At 42.4% G+C, this 23558-nt stretch carries 22 protein-coding genes and 1 other annotated feature; of the genes, 12 read left to right on the plus strand and 10 right to left on the minus strand.

The features are described from left to right. Nucleotides 1-36 precede the first annotated feature (36 nt). Entirely contained in the window at nt 37-1281 is a 1245-nt protein-coding gene (gene nadR / locus LDO51_RS09940) for a multifunctional transcriptional regulator/nicotinamide-nucleotide adenylyltransferase/ribosylnicotinamide kinase NadR (RefSeq protein WP_225574428.1), read from the plus strand. Nucleotides 1282-1325: 44 nt separating this feature from the next. On the opposite strand, the gene ettA is transcribed toward nadR, so the two are convergent. Further along, a complete protein-coding gene (ettA, locus tag LDO51_RS09945) occupies nt 1326-2993 on the minus strand; it encodes an energy-dependent translational throttle protein EttA (protein WP_108479217.1) in 1668 nt (555 codons plus the stop codon). A 436-nt stretch (nt 2994-3429) separates the two neighbouring features. Here ettA and LDO51_RS09950 point away from each other — a divergent pair, with 436 nt between their 5' ends. From LDO51_RS09950 to trpR, 3 genes are all read left to right on the plus strand, one after another. Next, nucleotides 3430-4011, plus strand: coding sequence for an NleF caspase inhibitor (locus tag LDO51_RS09950; RefSeq protein WP_225574429.1), 582 nt, complete (start codon nt 3430-3432; stop codon nt 4009-4011). Between the two features lie 294 nt (nt 4012-4305). Beyond that, entirely contained in the window at nt 4306-6222 is a 1917-nt protein-coding gene (sltY, locus tag LDO51_RS09955) for a murein transglycosylase (protein ID WP_225574430.1), read from the plus strand. Nucleotides 6223-6352: 130 nt separating this feature from the next. Beyond that, a complete protein-coding gene (trpR, locus tag LDO51_RS09960) occupies nt 6353-6670 on the plus strand; it encodes a trp operon repressor (RefSeq protein WP_225577253.1) in 318 nt (105 codons plus the stop codon). A gap of 105 nt (nt 6671-6775) precedes the next feature. On the opposite strand, the gene yjjX is transcribed toward trpR, so the two are convergent. Next, nucleotides 6776-7312 carry an inosine/xanthosine triphosphatase gene (yjjX, locus tag LDO51_RS09965; protein WP_006657125.1) on the minus strand — a complete coding sequence of 179 codons (537 nt, stop codon included), beginning with the start codon at nt 7310-7312 and terminating at the stop codon, nt 6776-6778. A 52-nt stretch (nt 7313-7364) separates the two neighbouring features. Between yjjX and gpmB the strand changes: the two genes are divergently transcribed. Continuing rightward, on the plus strand, nt 7365-8012 hold the full coding sequence (gene gpmB / locus LDO51_RS09970; RefSeq protein WP_225574431.1) for a 2,3-diphosphoglycerate-dependent phosphoglycerate mutase GpmB: 648 nt from the start codon (nt 7365-7367) through the stop codon (nt 8010-8012). A 55-nt stretch (nt 8013-8067) separates the two neighbouring features. Here the strand turns inward: gpmB and robA are convergent, their stop codons facing one another. Next, on the minus strand, nt 8068-8979 hold the full coding sequence (gene robA / locus LDO51_RS09975) for an MDR efflux pump AcrAB transcriptional activator RobA (protein WP_225574432.1): 912 nt from the start codon (nt 8977-8979) through the stop codon (nt 8068-8070). A gap of 252 nt (nt 8980-9231) precedes the next feature. Here robA and creA point away from each other — a divergent pair, with 252 nt between their 5' ends. Then, nucleotides 9232-9669 carry a protein CreA gene (gene creA, locus LDO51_RS09980; RefSeq protein WP_282560337.1) on the plus strand — a complete coding sequence of 146 codons (438 nt, stop codon included), beginning with the start codon at nt 9232-9234 and terminating at the stop codon, nt 9667-9669. Nucleotides 9670-9751: 82 nt separating this feature from the next. Here the strand turns inward: creA and LDO51_RS09985 are convergent, their stop codons facing one another. Together LDO51_RS09985 and arcA are read right to left on the minus strand one after the other, a co-directional pair. After that, a complete protein-coding gene (locus tag LDO51_RS09985; RefSeq protein WP_225574433.1) occupies nt 9752-10555 on the minus strand; it encodes an LEM-3-like GIY-YIG domain-containing protein in 804 nt (267 codons plus the stop codon). Between the two features lie 140 nt (nt 10556-10695). Next, nucleotides 10696-11412, minus strand: a complete 717-nt coding sequence (arcA, locus tag LDO51_RS09990; protein WP_004905684.1) for a two-component system response regulator ArcA — start codon at nt 11410-11412, stop codon at nt 10696-10698. A gap of 1096 nt (nt 11413-12508) precedes the next feature. Here arcA and thrL point away from each other — a divergent pair. The 4 genes from thrL to thrC all read left to right on the plus strand — a co-directional run bounded on the left by thrL (nt 12509) and on the right by thrC (nt 17380). Continuing rightward, entirely contained in the window at nt 12509-12604 is a 96-nt protein-coding gene (gene thrL / locus LDO51_RS09995) for a thr operon leader peptide (RefSeq protein ID WP_071992130.1), read from the plus strand. Continuing rightward, nucleotides 12543-12664 (plus strand) — a sequence feature (Thr leader region). It overlaps the preceding gene by 62 nt. A 24-nt stretch (nt 12665-12688) precedes the next feature. Beyond that, nucleotides 12689-15148 carry a bifunctional aspartate kinase/homoserine dehydrogenase I gene (gene thrA, locus LDO51_RS10000; RefSeq protein ID WP_225574435.1) on the plus strand — a complete coding sequence of 820 codons (2460 nt, stop codon included), beginning with the start codon at nt 12689-12691 and terminating at the stop codon, nt 15146-15148. A gap of 3 nt (nt 15149-15151) precedes the next feature. Then, nucleotides 15152-16081 (plus strand): homoserine kinase, encoded by a 930-nt coding sequence (gene thrB, locus LDO51_RS10005; protein WP_225574436.1) that lies wholly within the window; start codon nt 15152-15154, stop codon nt 16079-16081. Between the two features lie 3 nt (nt 16082-16084). Then, nucleotides 16085-17380, plus strand: coding sequence for a threonine synthase (gene thrC / locus LDO51_RS10010; RefSeq protein WP_225574437.1), 1296 nt, complete (start codon nt 16085-16087; stop codon nt 17378-17380). Nucleotides 17381-17449: 69 nt separating this feature from the next. Here thrC and LDO51_RS10015 read toward each other — a convergent pair whose 3' ends face one another. The 4 genes from LDO51_RS10015 to yaaA all read right to left on the minus strand — a co-directional run bounded on the left by LDO51_RS10015 (nt 17450) and on the right by yaaA (nt 20593). Then, nucleotides 17450-18112 (minus strand): hypothetical protein, encoded by a 663-nt coding sequence (locus tag LDO51_RS10015; RefSeq protein WP_225574438.1) that lies wholly within the window; start codon nt 18110-18112, stop codon nt 17450-17452. Between the two features lie 58 nt (nt 18113-18170). After that, nucleotides 18171-18389, minus strand: coding sequence for a hypothetical protein (locus LDO51_RS10020; RefSeq protein ID WP_225574439.1), 219 nt, complete (start codon nt 18387-18389; stop codon nt 18171-18173). Between the two features lie 224 nt (nt 18390-18613). Next, a complete protein-coding gene (locus tag LDO51_RS10025; RefSeq protein WP_225574440.1) occupies nt 18614-19609 on the minus strand; it encodes an aldo/keto reductase in 996 nt (331 codons plus the stop codon). 207 nt (nt 19610-19816) lie between these two features. Continuing rightward, complete coding sequence (gene yaaA, locus LDO51_RS10030; protein ID WP_225574441.1) at nt 19817-20593, minus strand: peroxide stress protein YaaA; 777 nt, start codon at nt 20591-20593, stop codon at nt 19817-19819. A gap of 489 nt (nt 20594-21082) precedes the next feature. Between yaaA and tal the strand changes: the two genes are divergently transcribed. Then, nucleotides 21083-22036: a transaldolase gene (tal, locus tag LDO51_RS10035; RefSeq protein ID WP_225574442.1), complete on the plus strand. Its 954-nt coding sequence runs from the start codon at nt 21083-21085 to the stop codon at nt 22034-22036. A gap of 233 nt (nt 22037-22269) precedes the next feature. Continuing rightward, a complete protein-coding gene (gene mog, locus LDO51_RS10040) occupies nt 22270-22854 on the plus strand; it encodes a molybdopterin adenylyltransferase (RefSeq protein ID WP_225574443.1) in 585 nt (194 codons plus the stop codon). Between the two features lie 74 nt (nt 22855-22928). Here the strand turns inward: mog and satP are convergent, their stop codons facing one another. Next, the gene (satP, locus tag LDO51_RS10045; RefSeq protein WP_225574444.1) at nt 22929-23495 is read right to left on the minus strand and encodes an acetate uptake transporter; all 567 of its coding nucleotides are present in this window, start codon (nt 23493-23495) and stop codon (nt 22929-22931) included. Nucleotides 23496-23558 lie beyond the last annotated feature (63 nt).

Genomic DNA, 23558 nt, shown 5'->3' on the forward strand with positions numbered 1-23558 from the left:
TGTTAAAAAGGGAATAAAAGCGAAAGGACAAATAATATGGCTGAATTTGACTATCTAAAGAGTGCCATCAAAGGCGCGGGTTACACATTGCAGCAAGTAGCGGATGCGACCGAGATGACCAAAGGCTATCTCAGCCAGTTAATTAACGACAAAATTAAAAGCCCCAGTGCGCACAAAATCGCGGCGCTTCATCGCTTTTTAGGCTTAGAGTACCCGCTTCAGCAGAAAACCATTGGCGTTGTTTTTGGTAAGTTTTATCCGCTCCATACGGGGCATATCTATTTGATCCAACGAGCTTGTAGCCAAGTGGATGAACTGCACGTGATCCTCTGTCACGATGAGCCTCGTGATAAAGATCTGTTTGTGAATAGCTCCATGTCACAACAGCCAACCGTCAGTGACCGCCTGCGCTGGTTATTACAAACCTTTAAGTATCAGAAAAATATTCATATTCACTCTTTTGATGAGCAAGGGATAGAGCCATACCCTCACGGCTGGGAAGTGTGGAGTGATGGGATGAAAGGCTTTATGAAAAAGTACAATATCAACCCGAGCTTTATCTATTCCGGCGAGCCTCACGATGTGCATCGCTATAAAAAATACCTTGGGATCGAAACTATTCTTATCGATCCTGAACGCACATTTATGAATATTAGCGGCAACCAAATTCGCCAAGCGCCATTCCGCTATTGGGAATATATTCCAACCGAAGTGAAGCCATTCTTTGTGCGTAAAGTGGCGGTGTTAGGCGGCGAATCAAGCGGTAAATCCACTCTTGTCAATAAATTGGCCAATATCTTCAATACCACCAGTGCGTGGGAATATGGGCGCGATTATGTGTTTAGCCACCTTGGTGGGGACGAGATGGCGCTGCAATATTCTGATTACGATAAAATCGCATTAGGTCATGCTCAATATATTGATTTTGCGATTAAATATGCGAATAAAGTGGCATTTATTGATACAGATTTTGTCACCACGCAAGCATTTTGTTTGCGTTATGAAGGGAAAGAACACCCTTTTGTGCAGGCGTTGATTGATGAATACCGTTTTGATCTCGTTATTTTGCTGGAAAATAATACCCCGTGGGTAGCGGATGGTCTGCGCAGCTTAGGCAGTGATAAAGACCGAATGGAGTTTCAAACATTACTGATTGAAATGTTGAAGAAAAATAATATTGAATTTGTGCATGTGGAGTCGTCAGACTACGATTCGCGTTTCTTAGAGTGCGTTTCTTTGGTTCAGCAATTATTGATGCTGGATGATTCACTTTCTGCATAAAAAAACGGCCCCTAAGGGGGCCGTTTTCGATCGTAATAAACGAATTATTTGGTCATCTTTTTGTACTTGATGCGGTGTGGTTGCAGCGCATCTGCACCTAAAGTACGTTTCTTGTAATCTTCGTACTCAGAGAAGTTACCTTCGAAGAAGGTGATATTGCCTTCATCTTGGTAGTCGATGATGTGGGTTGCGATACGGTCAAGGAACCAACGGTCATGGGAAATAACCATTGCGCAGCCCGGGAATTCTAACAGGGCGTTTTCCAATGCGCGTAAGGTTTCAACGTCAAGGTCGTTGGTTGGTTCATCGAGCAGCAATACGTTGCCGCCAACTTGCAGCAGTTTTGCCAGATGTAAACGACCACGCTCACCACCAGACAGCTCACCTACGCGTTTACCTTGGTCAACGCCTTTAAAGTTAAAGCGCCCGACGTAAGCACGGCTTGGGATTTCAAAGTTACCGATACGCATGATGTCTTGACCGTTGGAAATCTCCTCCCACACAGTTTTGCTATCATCCATTGCATCACGGAACTGATCCACAGAGGCAATTTTCACGGTATCACCCAAGGTGATTGAACCAGAATCTGGCTGCTCTTGACCGGAAATCATACGGAATAGGGTAGATTTACCCGCACCGTTTGGACCGATGATCCCGACAATCGCCCCTTTCGGGATCGAGAAATTCAGGTTGTCGATCAGAACGCGATCACCATAAGACTTGCTCAGGTTCTCCACTTCGATAACTTTGTCACCTAAACGCGGTCCAGGTGGGATAAACAATTCGCTGGTTTCGTTACGTTTTTGATATTCCACGCTGTTAAGCTCTTCAAAGCGAGCCAGACGCGCTTTACCTTTGGATTGGCGACCTTTCGGGTTTTGACGGATCCACTCAAGTTCTTTTTCAATGGATTTACGACGAGCCGCTTCTGTTGACGCTTCTTGCGCCAGACGCTCATCTTTTTGTTCCAACCAAGAAGAGTAGTTACCTTCCCATGGAATACCTTCACCACGGTCAAGTTCAAGGATCCAACCGGCAACGTTATCGAGGAAGTAACGGTCATGGGTGATCGCCACAACGGTGCCTTCGTAGTCGTGCAGGAAGCGCTCTAACCAAGCAACGGATTCAGCATCCAAGTGGTTAGTTGGTTCGTCGAGCAGCAGCATGTCTGGTTTTTCCAGCAGCAGGCGGCAGATAGCCACACGGCGGCGTTCACCCCCAGATAAGTTTCCGATAACCGCATCCCAAGCTGGCAGGCGCAGTGCATCAGCAGCACGTTCCAGTTGGTTATCTAAATTATGACCATCTTGTGCGGCAATAATCGCTTCTAACTCACCTTGGATTTTCGCCAGTTTGTCAAAGTCAGCGTCTGGATCGGCATATTGCGCATACACTTCATCTAAGCGAGTTAAAGCGTTTTTTACTTCGCTTACTGCTTCTTCAACCGCTTCACGAACGGTATGTTCTAGATTCAGTTTCGGTTCTTGTGGCAGATAACCGATTTTAATACCTGGTTGAGGGCGGGCTTCCCCCTCAATCTCAGTATCAATGCCCGCCATAATACGAAGTAACGTTGATTTACCTGCACCGTTGAGACCTAAAACACCAATTTTCGCCCCAGGGAAGAAGCTCAGAGAGATGTTTTTTAAAATATGACGTTTCGGGGGAACTACTTTTCCCACTCGATACATACTGTAAACGTATTGAGCCAATTTGATTTACCTTTTGTTTTATAAGAAAAAACTAAATATTTTTTCATCTATGGGACATGTAAGGGACATTTATCGCTAGCTGCAGCATTTTAGTGCTTTAACCTGACCACTTGTGTGTTCAGGGGGCAGTTTCCATAGACAGTAAAATCATTTGTGCCTCACTGTAATTGTTCCTGCACCTAAGTCAATAATTTCCCATACGAGAGTGCCGTATCGGTCAAATTTTTGTCTAATGTAGCTATGAAGTCATGACGTCATTTGTGAAAAAAGTATGGCGTTTCATGCAATTTAACAAGGATTAACTGGTTTAAGATGATGAAGAAACTTAATAAATGGTACGTTTTTAAACGTCGTTTATTAGCGTTATATCAATATGGAATCACTTATTTATCATTGTATTTTTATATTTAAATAAATATGTATAAAAGGAATTAATATGTTTACAGCTAATATTTCTCATCGTCATTCTGATTTAATTGATTTTAGCGATATACCCCCACAAGCAAATACAAAAGCAAATGACTTAAATTCTTTAACGACAGTGAATGAATTAAATGCTTACCACTTACTGGATTCATCACAACAAAATGAAGTAGATAGCATAATTAATGCTTATTCAATGTCAAATAAGGAACAACGAAATCAATTAAGTAGCAGAGTCGATAAAATGGTTGATAACTTATTTGAGACTCGAAATATGACTTACCAGTTTTTTGACGAAGGAACGGATAGTGTACGTGGTGAGTTCAATCCGGGGAAAACCACTAACGATAGAGACCACTATATTAGAATGTTAGTGGCTTTTAATGCGATAAAAAATGGAATTGAAAAAGTGAAAGAAGACAAAGGATTTGCAAGATGTGATGTAGATGCAAGTCTACACTTACATCATGCTTCTTCAATATATGGAGACCTGCAATCATTGAATAACTTATTGAGCAAAAATGGGGCGAGTGGTAATTCGACGACGCCTCTTCCGAACCTAACGTATAATAAAGGTGAACTGCAATTCGGCTAAATAGAAACCTAAATATTATTTTATAGAACGTAAATACAGATAAATATTTCTATTTTTCACGCCAACATAAATCGTTGGCGTGATAGTGTTTATTTTTCTGCCGACTTCAACCGTCACCGCAACCACGTCAATCAATGAGTGTAAAAGTATTGTAAACTCTATAATTTCAAGAAATCTCCTCTGTCGCTGGCTGAAAACTTTAGGTAGCATTAACATTATTGATATATCTAATAAATGCTTTGAGTATGTTTGAGGTCAATCTCTAACAAGATTTAAGCGATGGAGCGAATTAATATGAAAGGTTGGTTAGCGGCTGTTCCGGTCACTATGCTGTTGGTATCCACAACAGTTTGGGCGGATTCTTTACAGGCACAACGTGAACGTTATCAAGCAATTAAGCTTGCTTGGGATGCCAATGAAATGGATGAAGTCGAGCGTTTATTGCCAACCTTACGTGATTATCCGCTGTATCCGTATTTGGAATACCGCGAGCTGTCACAAGATTTAGATATTATCTCGCCAAGACAAGCGCAAGAATTTATCGATGCATACCCAACGTTGCCTGTGGCAAAAACCCTCAAAAGCCGGTTTGTGAATGAGCTGGCGCGTCGTCAAGAGTGGACATCGTTATTGGCATTTAGCCCTGAGCCACCACAGCCTGCGGAAGCGCAGTGTAATTTCTATTTTGCGAATTGGGCGACGGGCAATAAACAGGTTGCGTGGCAGGGCGCTGAAAAAATGTGGCTCAATGGCAATTCCATGCCAGCAGCATGCGACAAACTGTTTACTGAATGGGAAAAAGCCGGATACCTTTCAACGGATATGATTTTGGCGCGTATTCACCTTGCTATCAAAGACGGTAACACGTCAACGGCAACTTACCTCGCGAAACGCTTACCAAGCAGCTACAAAACCATCTCTGATGCGTTGGTCAAACTACAAAATGACCCCGCTTCGGTTGTCACGTTTGCGAAAACATTGACGCCGACGGATTTTACACGTCAAGCCACATTAGCTGGATTTAGCCGCTACGCGCGTCAATCTCCGGATGCAGCTCGCGCGGCATTAGCGGGGATCAGCTCTGCCCAGAAAATGAATATGGCAGAAAACCAGCAAATGAAAGACAGCATTGCGTGGCAATATATGGGGGTTGATGTTACCCCTGAACAGGCAATGTGGCGTGATGAAGTGATCCGCGAAACCAATTCTGCCACTTTAAAAGAGCGCCGGGTACGTTTAGCGCTGGGGGAAGGGGATAAAACGGGATTAGCATCATGGTTGCGACAACTACCGAACGATGTCAGAAATAAGGAAGAGTGGCAATATTGGCAGGCGATTACCTTGATTGATCAAGGTAAAACCGCTGAAGGTGAAAGCATACTGCGAGAGTTAACTTCGAATCGTGGGTTCTACCCAATGATTGCCGCCCAGCAGCTAAAAATGGATTACCCAGTCATGGTGAACAAAGCGGTTAAGCCGGATGAAAGCATCCATAATATGCCGCAAATTCAGCGTGTTCGGGAATTAATGTATTGGGAGATGGATAATCTGGCGCGCTCCGAGTGGATCAATTTAGTCTCTTCGATGTCTCCTAATCAACAAGAGCAACTGGCTCGTTATGCCTTCGATAATAAATGGGCAGATCTGAGCGTTCAAGCGACGATCACGGCGAAGCTGTGGGATCATCTTGAGGAACGTTTCCCACTGGCGTGGGAAAAACAGTTTGATAACTACACTCGCAGTAAAATGATCCAAAAAAGCTATGCGATGGCCATAGCTCGCCAAGAAAGTGCATGGAACCCACAAGCGCAGTCTCCAGTTGGCGCGACAGGCTTAATGCAGTTAATGCCTGCAACCGCAAAACATACAGCGCAAAAACAAGGTATCACAGGTTATGTGAATGCAGGGCAACTGACGAACCCGGTGATGAATATTGAGTTAGGTACCGCGTATCTTGATGATGTTTATCAGCAATTTGGGAATAACCGTATTTTAGCCAGTGCGGCGTATAATGCCGGTCCATCACGAGTGACTCGTTGGTTAGGTAACAGCGCAGGGCGTATCGATGCGGTGGCTTTTGTAGAAAGTATTCCGTTTGCAGAAACCCGTGGTTATGTGAAAAATGTGCTTTCTTACGATTTGTTTTATAAACATTTCTTAGGCGAAAAAGGCAATGTGTTATCCGCGAACGAGTGGAATATGAAGTATTAATTTGTAGGGAATTTCATCTTGTTGGTAGGTTGGGTTTACCTTCAACAAGATGAGTACTGTATTTTTAACTATACGAGATAGTGTTCTGTGCTATTATTTGTACTAGTTTAATAGTATGGATGGGTGGATGATGACTGTAGAATATAAACCAGACCCGGCGTTAACCGCCGATGAAAATGCGGATTGGCGACGTTTTGTGGAACTGCTGCAAATGGCCTTCGAGCAAAATATACAGGATTCGATTCTTCAGCTATTACTCACACCGGATGAACGGACGGCTTTAGGGACTCGCGTTAGGATTGTTCAAGAATTAATGCGCGGTGAAATGAGCCAGCGTGAATTAAAAAATGAGCTTGGCGTAGGTATTGCCACCATTACGCGTGGTTCAAACAGTTTGAAGTCAGCCCCTATTCCGGTAAAAGAGTGGCTGGAATCTAAGCTATTGTAGTTTTTTGATTATTTTTTAAAGCAGTCAGTGATTATTCTCAAAAAATAAAAGTGGGGCTCTTATTGCTAAGAGCCCCACATGCATTTTAAATCGTTTTGAGTATAATTAGTCTTCTATGTGATTTAGCTCTTTATAAATTTCGTGTTTAATAGGAACTAAAGCCAGTATTAGCGCTTGCTGATAAACACTGGTGCGCGTCAATACGCCATTGGTGAAAAAGCCAATCGCACCGCCTTGTTGTTTGATATTATCAATACCAGTAAGGTCAGCCATTTCATCACCCAGCTCACGGCCTTCACGGATCCCCGCAAGGACTTTTTCTGGGATCATAATACTGGCAGAACGGGATTCTCCACGGATTTGATGGTGCTCAATCACAATCCATGCAAATGTCATGTCATCTTCAACACCCGCTTCAATACCCACCCAAAAGTCAGCTTCTGGGCGTACTTGGCGTGATGCCATCACACGTTGTCTTGCTCCTGTACGGGTTTCATTATTACCGATAGGTTGCTGTGGAACACTGCTATCGACATTAATATCTTCAATTTGATAACTGCCAGGCCCAAAAACGGCATCGAAAGCAAGATGAATCGCTTTAATTTTGGCTGGATTCGTCGTTGCAGCTATAACTTGGTACATTAATTATTTTCCTTTGAACACATACTTTGTACAGTAATAACGGAACACATCTATGTTACAGGTTTATCTTGTTCGCCATGGCGAAACTGAATGGAACGTTGCACGTCGCATACAGGGACAATCTGATAGCCCTTTGACCGCACTTGGTCGTCAACAGGCCATGCAGGTTGCTCAACGGGTTAAATCCGAAGGTATTACCCATATTATCACTAGTGATATGGGACGCACACTTGAAACTGCACAAATTATTGCACAAGTGTGCGGGTGTGAAATTATCACAGAACCGCGCCTGCGTGAATTAAATATGGGTGTCTTGGAGCAACGAGAAATTGGCTCACTGTCTGAACAGGAAGAACAGTGGCGTCAAAGCCTGATAAATGGTGCTGAAGGCGGCCGCATTCCTGAAGGGGAATCGATGGAAGAATTGTTTACCCGAATGTTTGCGGCATTGAATCGTTGCTTGGAATTACCGGAAGGAAGCCGTCCATTATTGGTCAGCCATGGCTTGGCACTCAGTACATTGCTAAGTCGTATCTTAGGCGTGCCTGCAAACTCGCCGCGTCGCCTGCGTCTACGTAACTGCTCGCTTTCTCGCGTGGATTACCAAAATAGTCCATGGTTGGCGAATGGCTGGATCGTTGAAACGGCAGGTGAAGTCACGCATTTGACTCTGCCTGCATTAGATGAGCAGCAAGGCTAACGGGATAAAAAAGGCGTTTTCTTAGAAAACGCCTCAATCACTCGAATAAAATACTTTATTGTGAGTTTTGGGTTTTATCCATTTTGATAGGCACATAATAGCTGAAGGCATCAATGTGCGTTTTAGGGTCGTTATTACTGATATTATCAATTTCAACGTCTTTGACTTTGTAATGCTCGATATCATAACCAGGGCGACGAGTCAGATTCAGCTTGGGAAGATAAATCCCGTAAACCTGATATAAAAACTCTTGTAACCTTTCTCTGCTTGCTTCACCACTGAAATTGAATTTCACATATTCCCCCGGGGAAATGGTGATATGGCTGTACTGGGTATTACTAAAGCTTGCATCTTCAGGTTTGACCGCAGTGGTATAAAACACCGTTTGTTCATCTTCTTTTTCAGCATTGTGGATAGCATGATGTAATCCAAACACTTCAGAAGCTACGCGGGTGGTATGTTCTAAATAATAACGCCAGAAAGCTTGACGCATTTGCGAGCACGCGGTTGACCACTCTTCTAAGGCATAGGAGCAACTTTGCTCTAAACCAACCAGTGGCTGCTCTGGCATCTGAACAAACTCATAGTTTAGAGGATGATGGTCTTCTAACATGATCGGTGGACAAATACCGGTTGCGCACCATTCTTCAGTACGGCGATAAAATGCAGGCGTCAGATTAAATTGTTTTTTAAAAGCTCGGGTGAAAGTTTGTTGTGAATCAAATCGATACTGTAATGCAATATCAAGAATAGGACGGCTCGTTAAGCGCAGTGCAACCGCGGCACGAGATAAGCGTCTAGCACGAATATAAGCACCAATTGCTTGGTCGGTCACATCCTTGAACATTCTCTGTAAATGCCACTTTGAATAACCCGCTCTTGCGGCAACATTATCTAATGACAATGGTTTATCAAGGTTATCATCTATCCAACGAAGAAGGTCGCGAATAATATTTGTTTGATCCATGGATATCCCCAGGCAATACGACTCACAGAACAGATATGAGTAATCAATGAATGGCTATTCTATAACAAGTTATCTTTTTCGTTTATAGTAAATGAGTTGTATCTAAGAATTAGTTAATAAACAGAATTATTGCCGTTTAGGTTATTTAAAATTCAGATGTTAAGCTGAAAAAGGGAATACTGTATGCGTTCTTCCAAATTTAAAAAAGGTATTGCGAAAGGTAATACACTGAAAAACCTCATTTTGGGATCAATGTTGTCTGCACTATCTTTTATGGCAGTCGCAGAAGAAATCGGCTCAGTTGATACTGTATTCAAGGTGTTTGGCCCTGACCATAAGATAGTCGTTGAAGCTTTTGATGACCCGGATGTGGACAATGTGACTTGCTACCTAAGCCGTTCAAAAACGGGCGGGATTAAAGGTGGGCTTGGATTAGCGGAAGATACCTCGGATGCTGCCATTTCCTGTCAACAAGTAGGTCCTATTGAGCTAAATGACCGCGTGAAACGTAACCCGAAAAAAGGGCAGGTGGTTTTCCAAAAGAGAACGTCACTGGTGTTTAAAAAGCTCCAAGTGGTTCGTTTTTATGATCCAAAACGTAATGCGCTCGTCTATTTGACCTATTCCGATAAGATGATCGACGGCTCGCCTAAAAATGCGCTAAGTGCCGTGCCAATTATGCCGTGGTGATAGTGCTTTGAGATAAAAATCGCCACTGATTATGTTTAAAATGAGTGGCGATTTTTGAATGATTCTCAGAAAATATAATTCACTAGATTTCTGAATCTGGATTATTAAAGCCAACCTTGAAAAATGGTTGAGCGTAATTTCTATCGCGTATTATTTTTTTACCCACATAAAGCGATCGGATTTTATCATTGGCTTTTCTACCAATAAATTCCCAACGCCCACTTCCTTTATTGATATTTCGAGTAAAGTATTGCTGAGTACCTGCTTCTACCCAAGAGTGAATTTCATAGACTTCTTTAATTATGTTGTTATAGGTAGCATAAGCATATTTTATATCTTCGTTTTTACGAGGAGGGTTATGCCATACTCCACGAGTTGCTTCGAATAATTCAAGTTCACTCATATTAAATCTATAAAGTTTATTTAAAATAAACCCTATACCTTGGTGCTTAATATCTGATACATGCATAACTTCAGGTGAATAAAGTGAGGCTGTTTCTTCTAATGTTAGCCGCCCTTGTTTGAGAATATCAATATCGTTACTAGTGCCTTGACCATTAATCTTATTAGTTAAGCCCTCTAGTCCGTGCAAATCTATACACGTTGTTTCTACCATCAAAGCAGTGCCTGAATCTAAGCCATGACAAAGAATATCAATACCCAGTAAGTTTTTCTTATGTAATTCATAGATTCGTTTAAGTTTTTTGTCTTCTTTTCTTGATGATCTATCACTCGCTAATGCATCTTTTATGTGCGTTAAGCATCGAGAACCAGTACCTTTCCCGATATAAAAAGGAATTCGGGTATTACCTCTAACTTCACATAGGGCATACACATAAGATTTTAGTTGGCTTAATGTGTCTTTATATTGGCTAAAATTGCTCATTAAATTCTACCTATTAATCATTTATTTATAGATAGATATCGGCTAATAATTTTAATTTTTTAACGTTGAAATAATGTCTTTGATGTTTAATGTTTAAAAAAAAACCGGCTTGCGCCGGCTTTTCATTAATCAGAATAAAATTACTCGTCTAAATCACCGCAGAAACGGTAGCCTTCACCGTGGATGGTAGCAATGATTTCAGGGGTATCTGGCGTGGACTCAAAGTGCTTACGAATGCGACGAATAGTTACATCGACTGTTCTGTCATGAGGTTTTAACTCACGGCCAGTCATTTTCTTCAGTAAGTCTGCACGAGTTTGGATTTTGCCTGGGTTTTCACAGAAGTGAAGCATTGCACGGAATTCACTACGTGGTAATTTGTAGTGTTCACCAGCAGGGCTCACTAAAGAACGGCTATTAATGTCTAATTCCCAGCCATTGAACTTATAGCTCTCAACCAGACGGCGTTCTTCTGTACCACCAGCTAAATTCATAGTACGGGACAGTAAGTTACGTGCACGGATAGTCAATTCGCGTGGGTTGAATGGTTTGGTGATATAGTCATCAGCACCGATTTCAAGACCAAGAATCTTATCAACTTCGTTATCACGGCCAGTTAAGAACATTAATGCGATACTTTCTTGCTCACGTAATTCACGAGCCAGTAGTAAGCCGTTTTTGCCTGGTAAGTTAATATCCATGATCACTAAGTTGATGTCATGTTCAGAAAGAACATTGTTCATTTCTTCACCATCGGTGGCTTCGTGAACAACATAGCCTTCCGCTTCAAAGATACTTTTCAGCGTATTACGTGTGACAATCTCGTCTTCAACGATCAAAATGTGTGGGGTCTGCATATTTGCTACCTAAAGTATTAAAATAAAAATACTGAACCCATAGGCCGTTTCCAGTTAGGTGGTTGTTGGTATGATTATCTGGAAAAACACGTCCATGAGTATAAATTTGTCTTTACATTTTTCAGTGACTTAACGCTGCCTATCCATTAGGCAAAAGGTCATAAAACTCACCAAAACTTAAGCACTTTCCCAATATTGGGCTGTTAACAGCAATATAACAGCTAATACTGCATTTACCACCTAAAAAACTAACTTTTGTTGATACATATCAAAATCAATTGTAGCACGTTAACAATGATTGTTAGGTAGATAATTATACCAAAATTATTTGTTATAGAGATATCGAATTGACGATAAAAATAAGAGAAAAAAGGAGAGATAACGCCAATTTTTCATCGTGATACCGCAAAGAAAGGTAGATGTGAATAGGGATGAAGATATTTGGATTTAACTTAAGCGAAGTCACGTAAGTGATTTTTTCGTATTCAGAACACCTTAAAATTGTCAGAGAGTAAAATTTCGTTTAACACATCAAAATCGCGTAAAAAAAGGATTTTTGGTTTTTTATAAAAGAAACTAAGTAATTATACGTATATGCTTTGCGTGAATCTATTTTGTTTTACAAAAAAATAACAAGAATCCTCGGAAATATCTGAATTAATGTTTGCATGCTTATAATTAACTAGATGGCTATTCAGTTTCTTATGTGCAATTTTGATTTGAAACTAAGTAGGATTTTTTAAGGTTGATGCAAGTATTGATCAAGATTAATCAGAGAAAGAAAGATAGGACATTAATGGCAATTTATTTCAAATTTACTGTTGAGAAACACGGTTAAAATTCCGCCATCAAATTTGATATTTGATTATTTTTTATGCAGTTGGTGTGGTTATTTTTTAAATAAAATTAAAATCTATTAATTTGAGAGTTAATGAATTTTACAACTGGAATCTCTAGATTGACTCTCTTTTTATGAAGGTATTTTTGATGAATGCAGTGGATCTCTGAGCTGAATTTCCGCTTCTATAGGGAGCGTAAATGCAAATAAATTTGACATTGTTGTGTGATTACTTTAACCGTATAGGGAGAAACCGAAATGTTCCCTACGAGACAAACAAATTTTATGCGTAACATCAGCCTGACTACGATTATTACCACCACCACCGTGACCACAGGAAACGGGGCGGGCTGACGCATCCAAAAAATAAAAATGAAAAAGCCCGCATCCTAGAAAGATGTGGGCTTTTTTTTGGCGCTAATTCAGGAGAGAAATACCATGCGTGTGCTTAAATTTGGCGGTACTTCAGTCGCAAATGACGAACGAGTACTTAATGTTGCTGATATCGCGGAAAGTAAATTGGCAGATGGACAAGTCGCGTTGGTGCTATCTGCACCCGCGAAAATCACTAACCATTTGGTGGCGATGATTGAAAAAACGGCAGCAGGCCAGAGTGTCATCACGCATGTGAGTGATGCAGAAATGATTTTTGCTAATCTATTAAAGGGTTTAAAAGAAAAGCAGCCCGGCTTTGAATATGACAAACTGAAAAAGCTGACTGAACACGAATTCGCGCAAATTAAACAAGTACTGCATGGTATTACTCTTCTAGGACAATGTCCTGATAGCATCAACGCCTCTATTATTTGCCGTGGCGAGAAGCTCTCTATTGCCATCATGGAATCTGTATTAAAAGCTCGCGGTCATAAAGTCACTGTGATTGATCCGGTGAAAAGCTTGCTGGCAAAAGGTCACTATCTTGAATCCACCGTTGATATCAATGAGTCCACTAAACGCATTGTGGAGCTGAACATTCCTAAAGACCATTTTGTATTGATGGCAGGATTTACGGCTGGAAATGAGAAGGGCGAACTGGTGGTGCTAGGCCGTAATGGTTCCGACTACTCAGCTGCGGTATTAGCGGCATGCTTACGTGCTGATTGCTGTGAAATTTGGACGGATGTTGATGGTGTTTATACGTGTGACCCGCGTTTAGTGCCTGATGCCCGTTTACTCAAAGGGATGTCATACCAAGAAGCGATGGAGCTTTCCTATTTTGGTGCAAAAGTTTTACATCCTCGTACTATCGCCCCAATTGCACAATTCCAAATTCCTTGCCTGATCAAAAACACCACTAACCCAAGTGCTCCGGGTACGTTGATTGGTGATGGCCAAACGGATGCTAGCACGCCGGTGAAAGGGATCACTAACCTGAATAATATGGCGATGATCAACGTCTCAGGTCCGGGTATGAAAGGCATGGTCGGTATGGCTGCGCGTATTTTCTCTGTTATGTCCCGTAAAGGGATCTCCGTGGTGCTTATCACTCAATCATCGTCGGAGTACAGTATCAGCTTCTGCGTGCCGCAAAATGAGCTACAACGCGCTCGCGGTGCATTAGAAGAAGAGTTTTATTTAGAGCTGAAAGACGGGGTATTAGACCCGTTAGATGTGATGGAGCAACTGGCTATCATCTCCGTTGTTGGTGATGGTATGCGGACGTTAAAAGGCATCTCCGCACGTTTCTTTTCAGCATTAACCCGTGGCAATATCAATATCGTTGCTATTGCACAGGGCTCGTCTGAGCGTTCAATTTCTGCAGTGATCGCCAATGAGTCAGCCACTTCAGCGGTGCGTTTATGCCACCAAATGCTATTCAATGCAGAACAAGTGATTGAGGCCTTTATTATCGGTGTAGGCGGCGTAGGTAATGCGCTGATCGAACAGATCCACCGCCAACAACAGTGGTTGAAACAAAAACATATTGATCTACGTGTCTGTGGAATAGCTAACTCAAGAGCGATGCTGATCAATATGCAGGGGATTGATTTAGATAATTGGAAAGCAGAATTAGCCGAAGCCAAAGAGACGTTTAGCCTCAGCCGTCTGATCCGTTTAGAGCGTGAATACCATTTTTTAAACCCAGTGATCATCGACTGTACATCCAACCAAGAGATTGCAGAGCAATATGCTAGCTTCCTAAAAGATGGCTTTAACGTCGTTACGCCGAACAAAAAAGCCAACACATTGTCGATGGATTATTATCATCAACTCCGTGCTGCCGCTGAAAGTTCAAAACGTAAATTCCTTTATGATACCAACGTAGGGGCGGGTTTACCGGTTATTGAAAACCTACAAAACTTACTGAACGCTGGGGATGAATTAGTTCATTTTAGCGGAATTTTATCCGGTTCCTTGTCATTTATTTTCGGTAAATTGGATGAAGGGATGTCCTTATCTGAAGCGACAATGTTAGCGAAGGAAAAAGGTTTCACAGAGCCAGACCCACGCGACGATTTATCCGGCATGGATGTGGCGCGTAAATTACTGATTTTAGCCCGTGAAGCGGGTTATGAATTAGAACTTAGTGACATCAATATTGAATCTGTACTCCCTGCTGATTTCGACAGTTCAGGCAGTGTTGCTGAGTTTATGGCTCGTTTACCACAACTGGATGCCCAGTTTGCTGCGCGGATAAAAGCCGCAGAAGCAGAAGAAAAAGTGTTACGCTATGTGGGTCTTATCGAAGAAGGTCGCTGTCAGGTGAAAATGGTTGCCGTTGACGGGAATGACCCACTGTTTAAAGTAAAAAATGGCGAAAACGCACTGGCATTCTACACGCGCTATTATCAACCAATTCCTTTAGTTCTCAGAGGTTACGGTGCTGGTAATGATGTAACTGCAGCGGGTGTATTTGCGGATATGCTGCGTACCCTATCATGGAAATTGGGAGTTTAAGAAGTGATCAAAGTTTATGCACCCGCTTCAATTGGTAATGTGAGCGTTGGATTTGATGTGCTAGGCGCAGCAGTCTCTCCGGTTGACGGTTCACTGCTCGGTGATTGTGTCAGCATTGAAGCGGCAGAGACATTTTCATTAGAAAACCAAGGTCGATTTGTTTCTAAGCTACCGAAAAAAATGGAACACAACATTGTTTACCAATGCTGGGAACTGTTTTGCGAGCGTCTTGGTAAAAAGCTGAACGTGGCAATGACCCTTGAAAAGAATATGCCAATTGGTTCGGGTTTAGGTTCAAGTGCTTGCTCTGTCGTAGCTGCGCTGATGGCACTCAATGAGTTTGCAGATAAGCCATTTGACCAAACGGCACTGCTTGGCATGATGGGTGAGCTAGAAGGGCGTATTTCAGGTAGTATTCACTATGATAACGTAGCACCTTGTTATCTCGGTGGATTACAGCTGATCATCGAACAAAATGGCATTATTTCCCAGCCTGTACCTGCGTTTGAAAATTGGTATTGGGTGATGGCCTATCCGGGTATTAAAGTTTCCACTGCGGAAGCGCGAGCCATTTTACCCGATAGCTATTCTCGCCATGATATTGTTAACCATGGACGCTATTTATCGGGCTTTATCCATGCATGCCATACTCATCAGCCAACGCTCGCTGTCACGATGATCAAAGATGTCGTCGCAGAGCCATACCGTACTCAGCTGCTGCCGGGTTTTGCCAAGGCGCGTGAACATGCGAAGCAAATTGGTGCGCTGGCATGTGGAATTTCGGGGTCAGGACCAACAATTTTTACCATTTGTGACGATAAAAAAATCGCAGAAGAGATGGTGCAGTACCTACAACAACATTACATTCAAAATGATGAAGGCTTTGTGCATATCTGTCGTTTAGATATGGCGGGTGCAAGGACAATAGGGTAAACGATGAAACTGTATAATTTAAAAGATAACAACGAACAAGTCAGCTTCGCGCAAGCCGTGAAACAGGGGTTAGGTAAGCAACAAGGGCTATTTTTCCCTCAAGACTTACCTGAGTTTAGCCCCAGTGAAATTGATGAATTACTGAAGTTAGATTTTGTCACTCGCAGTAGCCGTATCTTAAGCGCGTTTATCGGGGATGAAATTCCAGCTGAGCAGCTCGCTGCAAGAGTTAAAGCGGCTTTTGCGTTCCCTGCGCCCGTTTCTAAAGTTGAAGATGATGTGGCAACGTTAGAGCTATATCATGGACCAACACTGGCATTTAAAGACTTTGGCGGCCGCTTTATGGCGCAAGCGTTAGGTCAAGTAGCTGGCGGCGCGCCAGTCACTATCTTAACCGCGACATCTGGTGATACGGGTGCAGCTGTAGCACATGCATTCTATGGTTTAGATAATGTTCAAGTGGTTATCTTATACCCAGAAGGCAAAATCAGCCCACTGCAAGAAAAGCTATTCTGTACGCTGGGTAAAAATATCCATACTGTGGCTATCAAAGATGATTTTGATGCATGTCAGGCGATGGTCAAACACGCTTTTGATGATGAAGAGCTGAAAAAAGCGCTGTATTTGAACTCTGCGAACTCCATCAATATTAGCCGTCTATTAGCGCAAATTTGCTATTACTTTGAAGCGGTTGCTCAGATCCCAGCTGAAAAACGTGATCAACTGGTGATCTCTGTGCCAAGTGGTAACTTTGGGGATTTAACGGCAGGCTTATTGGCGAAATCCGTAGGGTTACCAGTGAAACGCTTTATCGCTGCCACTAACGTTAATGACACCGTTCCACGCTATTTAGTCGATGGAAAATGGGCGCCGCATCAAACCGTTGCGACATTATCTAACGCAATGGATGTCAGCCAGCCAAATAACTGGCCACGCATTGAAGAGCTATTCCGTCGTAAAGGCTGGTCATTAAAAGAGCTAGGTTACGGTGCGGTAAGTGATGAAGTAACTCAAGAAACCGTGCGTGAGTTAGATAAGAAAGGCTATTTATCCGAGCCTCATGCGGCGGTTGCTTATCGTGTTCTGCGTGACCAACTGCAAGATGGCGAATATGGTCTGTTTTTAGGAACTGCCCACCCAGCGAAATTCAAAGAGAGCGTGGAAGCTATCTTAAATAAACAAATTTCGCTGCCAAAAGAGCTGGCAGAACGTGCTGATTTACCACTACTTTCTCACTTCTTACCATCAGATTTCGCTCAATTACGCGAATTCTTAATGAAGTTAGCACCGAAGCAGTAATTGAAGTTCGCCGCTAAAGGAAATGTTAACAACGGAAGCTAAATTGGCTTCCGTTTTTTGATGAGTGAATTAATAGCTGGCGCCATCCGTGCCATTTTGCCCGCCATTTGGCCCACCTTTGCCGCCTTTACCTGCTTGTCCTCCAATACCTGCATTCCCGCCATTTCCGCCATTACCACTACCGTCACCGTCTCCTCCATTACCACCATGACCACCATTGCTTCCTCCGTGTCCGCCATTGCCACCACTACCATTGACGGATCCGTTTCCTCCGTTACCCCCGTTACCTAGGCCATCCCCGTTGCCACCGTGTCCACCGTCACCACCCTGTACACCACCATTACCGCCATTGCCGCCATTTCCATTACTGCCGGGAGTCGCGTGGCCTCCATGGTTGCCGTGACCATGACTGCCGCCGTTGCCACCATTTCCACCATGCTGACCATTGCCTCCTCTGCCGCCATTGCCACCGATTCCGCCATTACCGCCGTTTCCTCCACTGCCATTTTGTCCATGAGTTCCATTTATGCCATTTTCGGAAAAATGAAAATAATAATTTTGGCAATAAAAAGGAATGCAAAAAAGTGACTGAGAAATATTATCGATAATAATAGATTTATTTAAATGGAATGAATGGGGTTTATTAATGTGAAGGTTATTGGAATAGCTTAATGTGGGTGTCGCTGTAAAAATTAAAATAGAAAAAAATTGAAATAGAGATTGATTAATCATTGTTTCCTCCATCCCCCTTCATATGTGAAGGGGGAAATAATTAAATAATCGGGTTTATTTAATTTCCATTACCGCCGTTTCCACCATTGCCTCCATGCCCGCCATTACCACCGCTTCCACCATGACCGCCATTGCCCCCGTGTCCACCGTTACCGCCATGTCCTCCGTTACTCCACAGATACTCGGTGGTTGTTTGTTGGGAGTCGGTTGGTATGGTCATGGAAAACGCAGATAAAGGGAATAATAGGGTGATTAAGACAGTAGAGATTTTACGCATATAAATTCCTCGTTATAAAGTGAATTAATTAAACTGCAAATAAAGCTTAAATGACTCACTTAAATAATTAAAGAATGTTATCGATTAATTAATAACTCAAATTTGTTTTGGGTGAATATAAAATAATAAACCAGAATGTTATTCGTTCGTTTGTATTTAAATTAAAGATAATAAATAGAAAGCTATCCCTTAAATATATTTTAAGGGATAGCGATAGAACGGGTTTAAATTGAATCTTCGAGGATCAGCTCAATGGCTTTTAATTCATCTTGGCTAAAATCACGATTTTCCATCATGCCGAGTGCATCATCGATTTGGCTGATACGGCTTGCGCCGATAAGTACGGAAGTAATGCGGTCATGGCGCAGCAACCAAGCTAATGACATCTGACTCAATTTTTGCCCACGATTTAAGGCTAATTCATTGAGTTTTTTAACTTTTGCTAAAATGGCAGAAGTAAGCCTTTCTGGCGGTAGTGATGGGTTACCTGCTGCGCGGGAATCAGCGGGAATGCCATTGAGATAGCGATCCGTTAAAATACCTCCGGCAAGTGGTGAGTAGGCAATCGAGCCGACACCTTCCTCTTCGAGCAAATCGAGGAGACCTTCTTCTGGGGTACGTTCTAACATGGAGTATTTAGGTTGGTGAATAAGGCAAGGGGTACCCAGTTGATCGAGTATACGGATAGCTTCTTGCGCGGTTTCTGCTGGGTAATTCGAAATTCCCACATAAAGCGCTTTACCTTGCCGAACGATCAAATCAAGGGCTGCCATGGTCTCTTCTAATGGAGTTTGAGGGTCAGGTCGATGGTGATAGAAAATATCCACATAATCGACCCCAATTCTTTTTAAACTTTGATTGAGGCTGGCAACTAAATATTTTTTACTGCCCCAATCACCATAAGGCCCTTCCCACATGGTGTAACCTGCTTTGGAGGAGATCACCATTTCATCGCGATAAGGACGAAAATCTTGTTGTAGGATGCGGCCAAATTGTTGTTCTGCGGAGCCTGGAGGAGGGCCATAATTGTTGGCGAGATCAAAATGGGTGATCCCATGATCAAAGGCATGTTTTAACATCGCTCGACAGTTATCAATTGGCTTGTTGTCACCAAAATTATGCCAAAGCCCTAAAGAGACAAGGGGGAGCTTTAATCCACTCCGACCGCACTGACGATATTCCATATCTGTGTAACGATGTGACGCAGCAGAATATGGCATGGCTCACCTCCAAAATAAATGGCAAAGATTTACTCGAATTTTGGCATAACGCTGTCGAGCTCACTGGTGAAAGAATGCTATACAGCTTAAGAAATGATTATTTTATCGCCAGATTGTGACGGGGATTTGAAATAAGATATCGTATATTGAGTATGAGGCTTATAGGGTGTGATGCATTCCCTATAAGCCAACAAAGTGAGTCTATGATTAAGCTTGCTCAGGTCGAGTAAAGACTAATTCATTACCTTTCGACTGCGCTTGATCAAATTGGTAGCCTTCTAAATTAAAGTCAGATAGCTGTTCGGATTTAGTCAGTTTATTTTGAATAATAAAACGGCTCATTAATCCGCGAGCTTTCTTTGCATAAAAACTGATGACTTTATATTTACCGTTTTTCTCATCTAAGAAAACGGGTTTAATAATTTCAGCGTCCAATTTTTTGGTATTCACAGACTTAAAATATTCATCAGAAGCTAAATTAACGAGGATATTATCCCCTTGCGCTGCCAGTGCTTTATTTAAATGCTGAGTGATGATATCTCCCCAAAATTCATATAAATCTTTGCCACGACTGTTTTTAAGGCGAATCCCCATTTCTAAGCGATAAGGCTGCATTAAGTCTAATGGACGCAGCACACCATACAGACCAGACAACATACGTAAATGTTGCTGAGCAAATTCAAAATCAGCGGGAGAAAACGTTTCGGCTTGCATGCCGGTATACACGTCCCCTTTGAAGGCGAGGATGGCTTGGCGTGCATTATCTGGGGAAAAGTTTGGTTGCCATTCACCAAAACGCGCCGCATTCAGCCCTGCAAGTTTATCGCTAATTTTCATTAAGCTTGCGATATCCGCTGGCGTGAGTTTTCGGCATGCTTTAATCAGTTTTTCAGACTCAGAGAGTAGCTCGGGTTGAGTAAAAGTGTCGATGGTGAGCGGGCTTTCGTAGTCTAATGTCTTGGCAGGTGAAATAGTAATCAGCATAACTTGACCCTTGTGAAAGTAGAATTATTGCCTACTGTAGCAAAAAATTAATTAGAATGGTGAATTGCTGCAATAAGTAGATTCCATTTTCATTGTTTGCTCTACTGGTTTAATAATTTATAGGAGCTAAATGGATTCAGTTTTAAATTCTGCTGCGAAAACGATTGCTGATCAAATAGTTGCTTTCCAAGAGATTTCCTCGCTTGCAGCAACGTAGATGCGTGATATTATCATGGGACGGTGCGGCGCTAGCCTCAATTCCTTAATAATACACAAAGTAGTTTAAGTTGCAGAAGTGTGGCTAATCAGTGTAGCCAACACCCCTACAACTCGAAGCATGGCGGGTTTACCCTAAATAATTCAAGTTGTAGGTAGGCGGCAAGAGAACGAATTCCTAGGAGCATACATAAGTATGTGACTAGGGTGAGTGAATGTAGCCAACACCCCTACAACTTGAAGTATGACGGGTATAACAACGAGATTAAAGAAATGACCGACAAACTAACCTCCTTACGTAGTCTGACAACTGTTGTTGCCGACACTGGCGACATCGAAGCGATGAAGCTGTACAAACCACAAGATGCGACGACTAACCCATCGCTGATTTTAAATGCTGCACAAATTCCTGAGTACCGTAAATTAATTGATGAAGCGGTAGAGTGGGCGCGTAAGCAAAGCGATAACCGTGAACAACAAGTTGTTGATGCATGTGACAAACTGGCTGTTAATATCGGTTTAGAAATTCTAAAATTAGTTCCAGGTCGTATTTCAACAGAAGTTGATGCACGTCTTTCTTATGATGAAGAAGCGTGTATTACTAAAGCTCGCCGTCTGATGAAAATGTACAACGAAGCTGGTATCAGCAACGATCGCATTTTGATCAAATTAGCCTCTACTTGGCAGGGTATCCGCGCGGCGGAAAAACTGGAAAAAGAAGGCATTAACTGTAACTTAACTTTATTATTCTCTTTTGCTCAAGCGCGTGCTTGTGCGGAAGCTGGTGTTTACCTGATCTCTCCATTCGTAGGTCGTATCCTTGACTGGTACAAAGCAAACACAGATAAAAAAGAGTTTGCTGCACATGAAGATCCAGGCGTGGTTTCTGTTACTGAAATCTACAACTTCTATAAAGCACATGGTTATAAAACCGTCGTGATGGGCGCAAGCTTCCGTAACGTGGGTGAAATCATTGAGCTGGCAGGTTGTGACCGTCTGACTATCTCTCCAGCACTGCTGAAAGAGCTGTCTGAATCACAAGGCGAACTGGTTTGTAAACTGAAAGATGAAGGTAAAACTCAAGAGCCAGGCGCTAAACTGACTGAGGCTGAGTTCTACTGGCAGCATAATCAAGATCCAATGGCGGTTGATAAACTGTCTGACGGTATCCGTAAGTTTGCTGTAGACCAAGAAAAACTGGAAAAAATGATTGCAGCGCTGCTGTAATTATCATTTGTCACCATTTTTCGTTAAAGGCCCAGTCAACTGACTGGGCTTTTTTTATGCTGTTTTTTCATTGATTAAACTCTCAATTCCACATTTCGACACAAACACGACGCTGTCAGGCATTCGACTTAATGGTATGATGCACCATGTTTATCATTATTGGCTTGGTATTAATTAAGTTAGTATTTCCTCGCCAAATGAACGAATTTAAATGATTAATTTTTGAGGTTTGTATGAATGAGTTGCGCATAGGTCTGGTGTCGGTTTCTGATCGTGCTTCAGGCGGTATCTATGAAGATAAAGGGATCCCAGCACTGGAGGAGTGGCTAACGAAAACCATCACCACCCCTTTTCGTTTAGAAACTCGCTTGATCCCTGATGAGCAAGTCATGATAGAGCAAACGTTGTGTGAGCTGGTGGATGAATTTTCCTGTCATTTAGTCCTGACCACAGGTGGTACGGGTCCTGCTCGCCGAGATGTCACTCCAGACGCAACCCTTGCGGTTGCTGATCGTGAAATGCCTGGGTTTGGTGAGCAGATGCGCCAAATTAGCCTGAAGTTCGTGCCGACAGCGATTTTGTCTCGTCAAGTTGGCGTGATCCGCAATCAGTCACTGATTTTAAACTTACCGGGACAGCCAAAGGCGATTGCTGAAACCTTAGAAGGGCTGAAAGATAAAGAAGGAAATGTATTGGTATCCGGCATTTTTGCGAGTGTGCCATACTGCATTCAATTACTTGATGGTCCATATATTGAAACAGACGAAAGCATCGTTAAAGCTTTCCGTCCAAAGTCTGCTATTCGCACTACCGAGTAATCTCGTCTAAAAAATCAGGCAGAACGTCACGTCTGCCTGATAATTTTCGTTACAACTTTTATCAATCTTAGAAATTAGCTACGTTGGCCAATTGGCAGGATGGTTTTGCCATATTGCTCATTTAAGATCTCAGCAACAGCCAAATAGAATGCGCTCGCACCGCAGATAATTCCTTCATAGCCCGCATATTGAAGCAGCGTGGCATTGTTGGTCAAATTACCTACTGCTAACATTGCAAACAGTACGGTTAAGCTGCCGAAGATAAATTGCAGCACGAAATTTGCTTTGAAGGTGCCTAAGAACATAAAGAAAGTAAAGATCCCCCATAAAAGCAGGAACACCCCTAAAAATGCAGGGTCAGTTGCTTCGGCTAATCCCATGGTCGGTAAAAACAGTAGACCGACTAACGCAAGCCAAAAGAAGCCGTAAGAGGTAAATGCAGTCGCACCGAACGTATTGCCTTTCTTATATTCAATAAGCCCAGCAATCACTTGCGCGATACCACCATAGAAAATTCCCATACTTAAAATTACAGATGAGAGAGGGAAAAAGCCTGCATTGTGAATATTCAGCAGGATTGTTGTCATACCAAAGCCCAATAAACCGAGTGGGCCTGGATTGGCAAGCGAACTAGATTGCATATAACCTCTGGTAAAGTATTTAAAAATCAAATAGATATGGTGAATATTTGTAGCCCCATAGAA

The organism is Providencia alcalifaciens (genome assembly GCF_020271745.1).
GTDB classification, from domain to species: Bacteria; Pseudomonadota; Gammaproteobacteria; order Enterobacterales; family Enterobacteriaceae; genus Providencia; species Providencia alcalifaciens_B.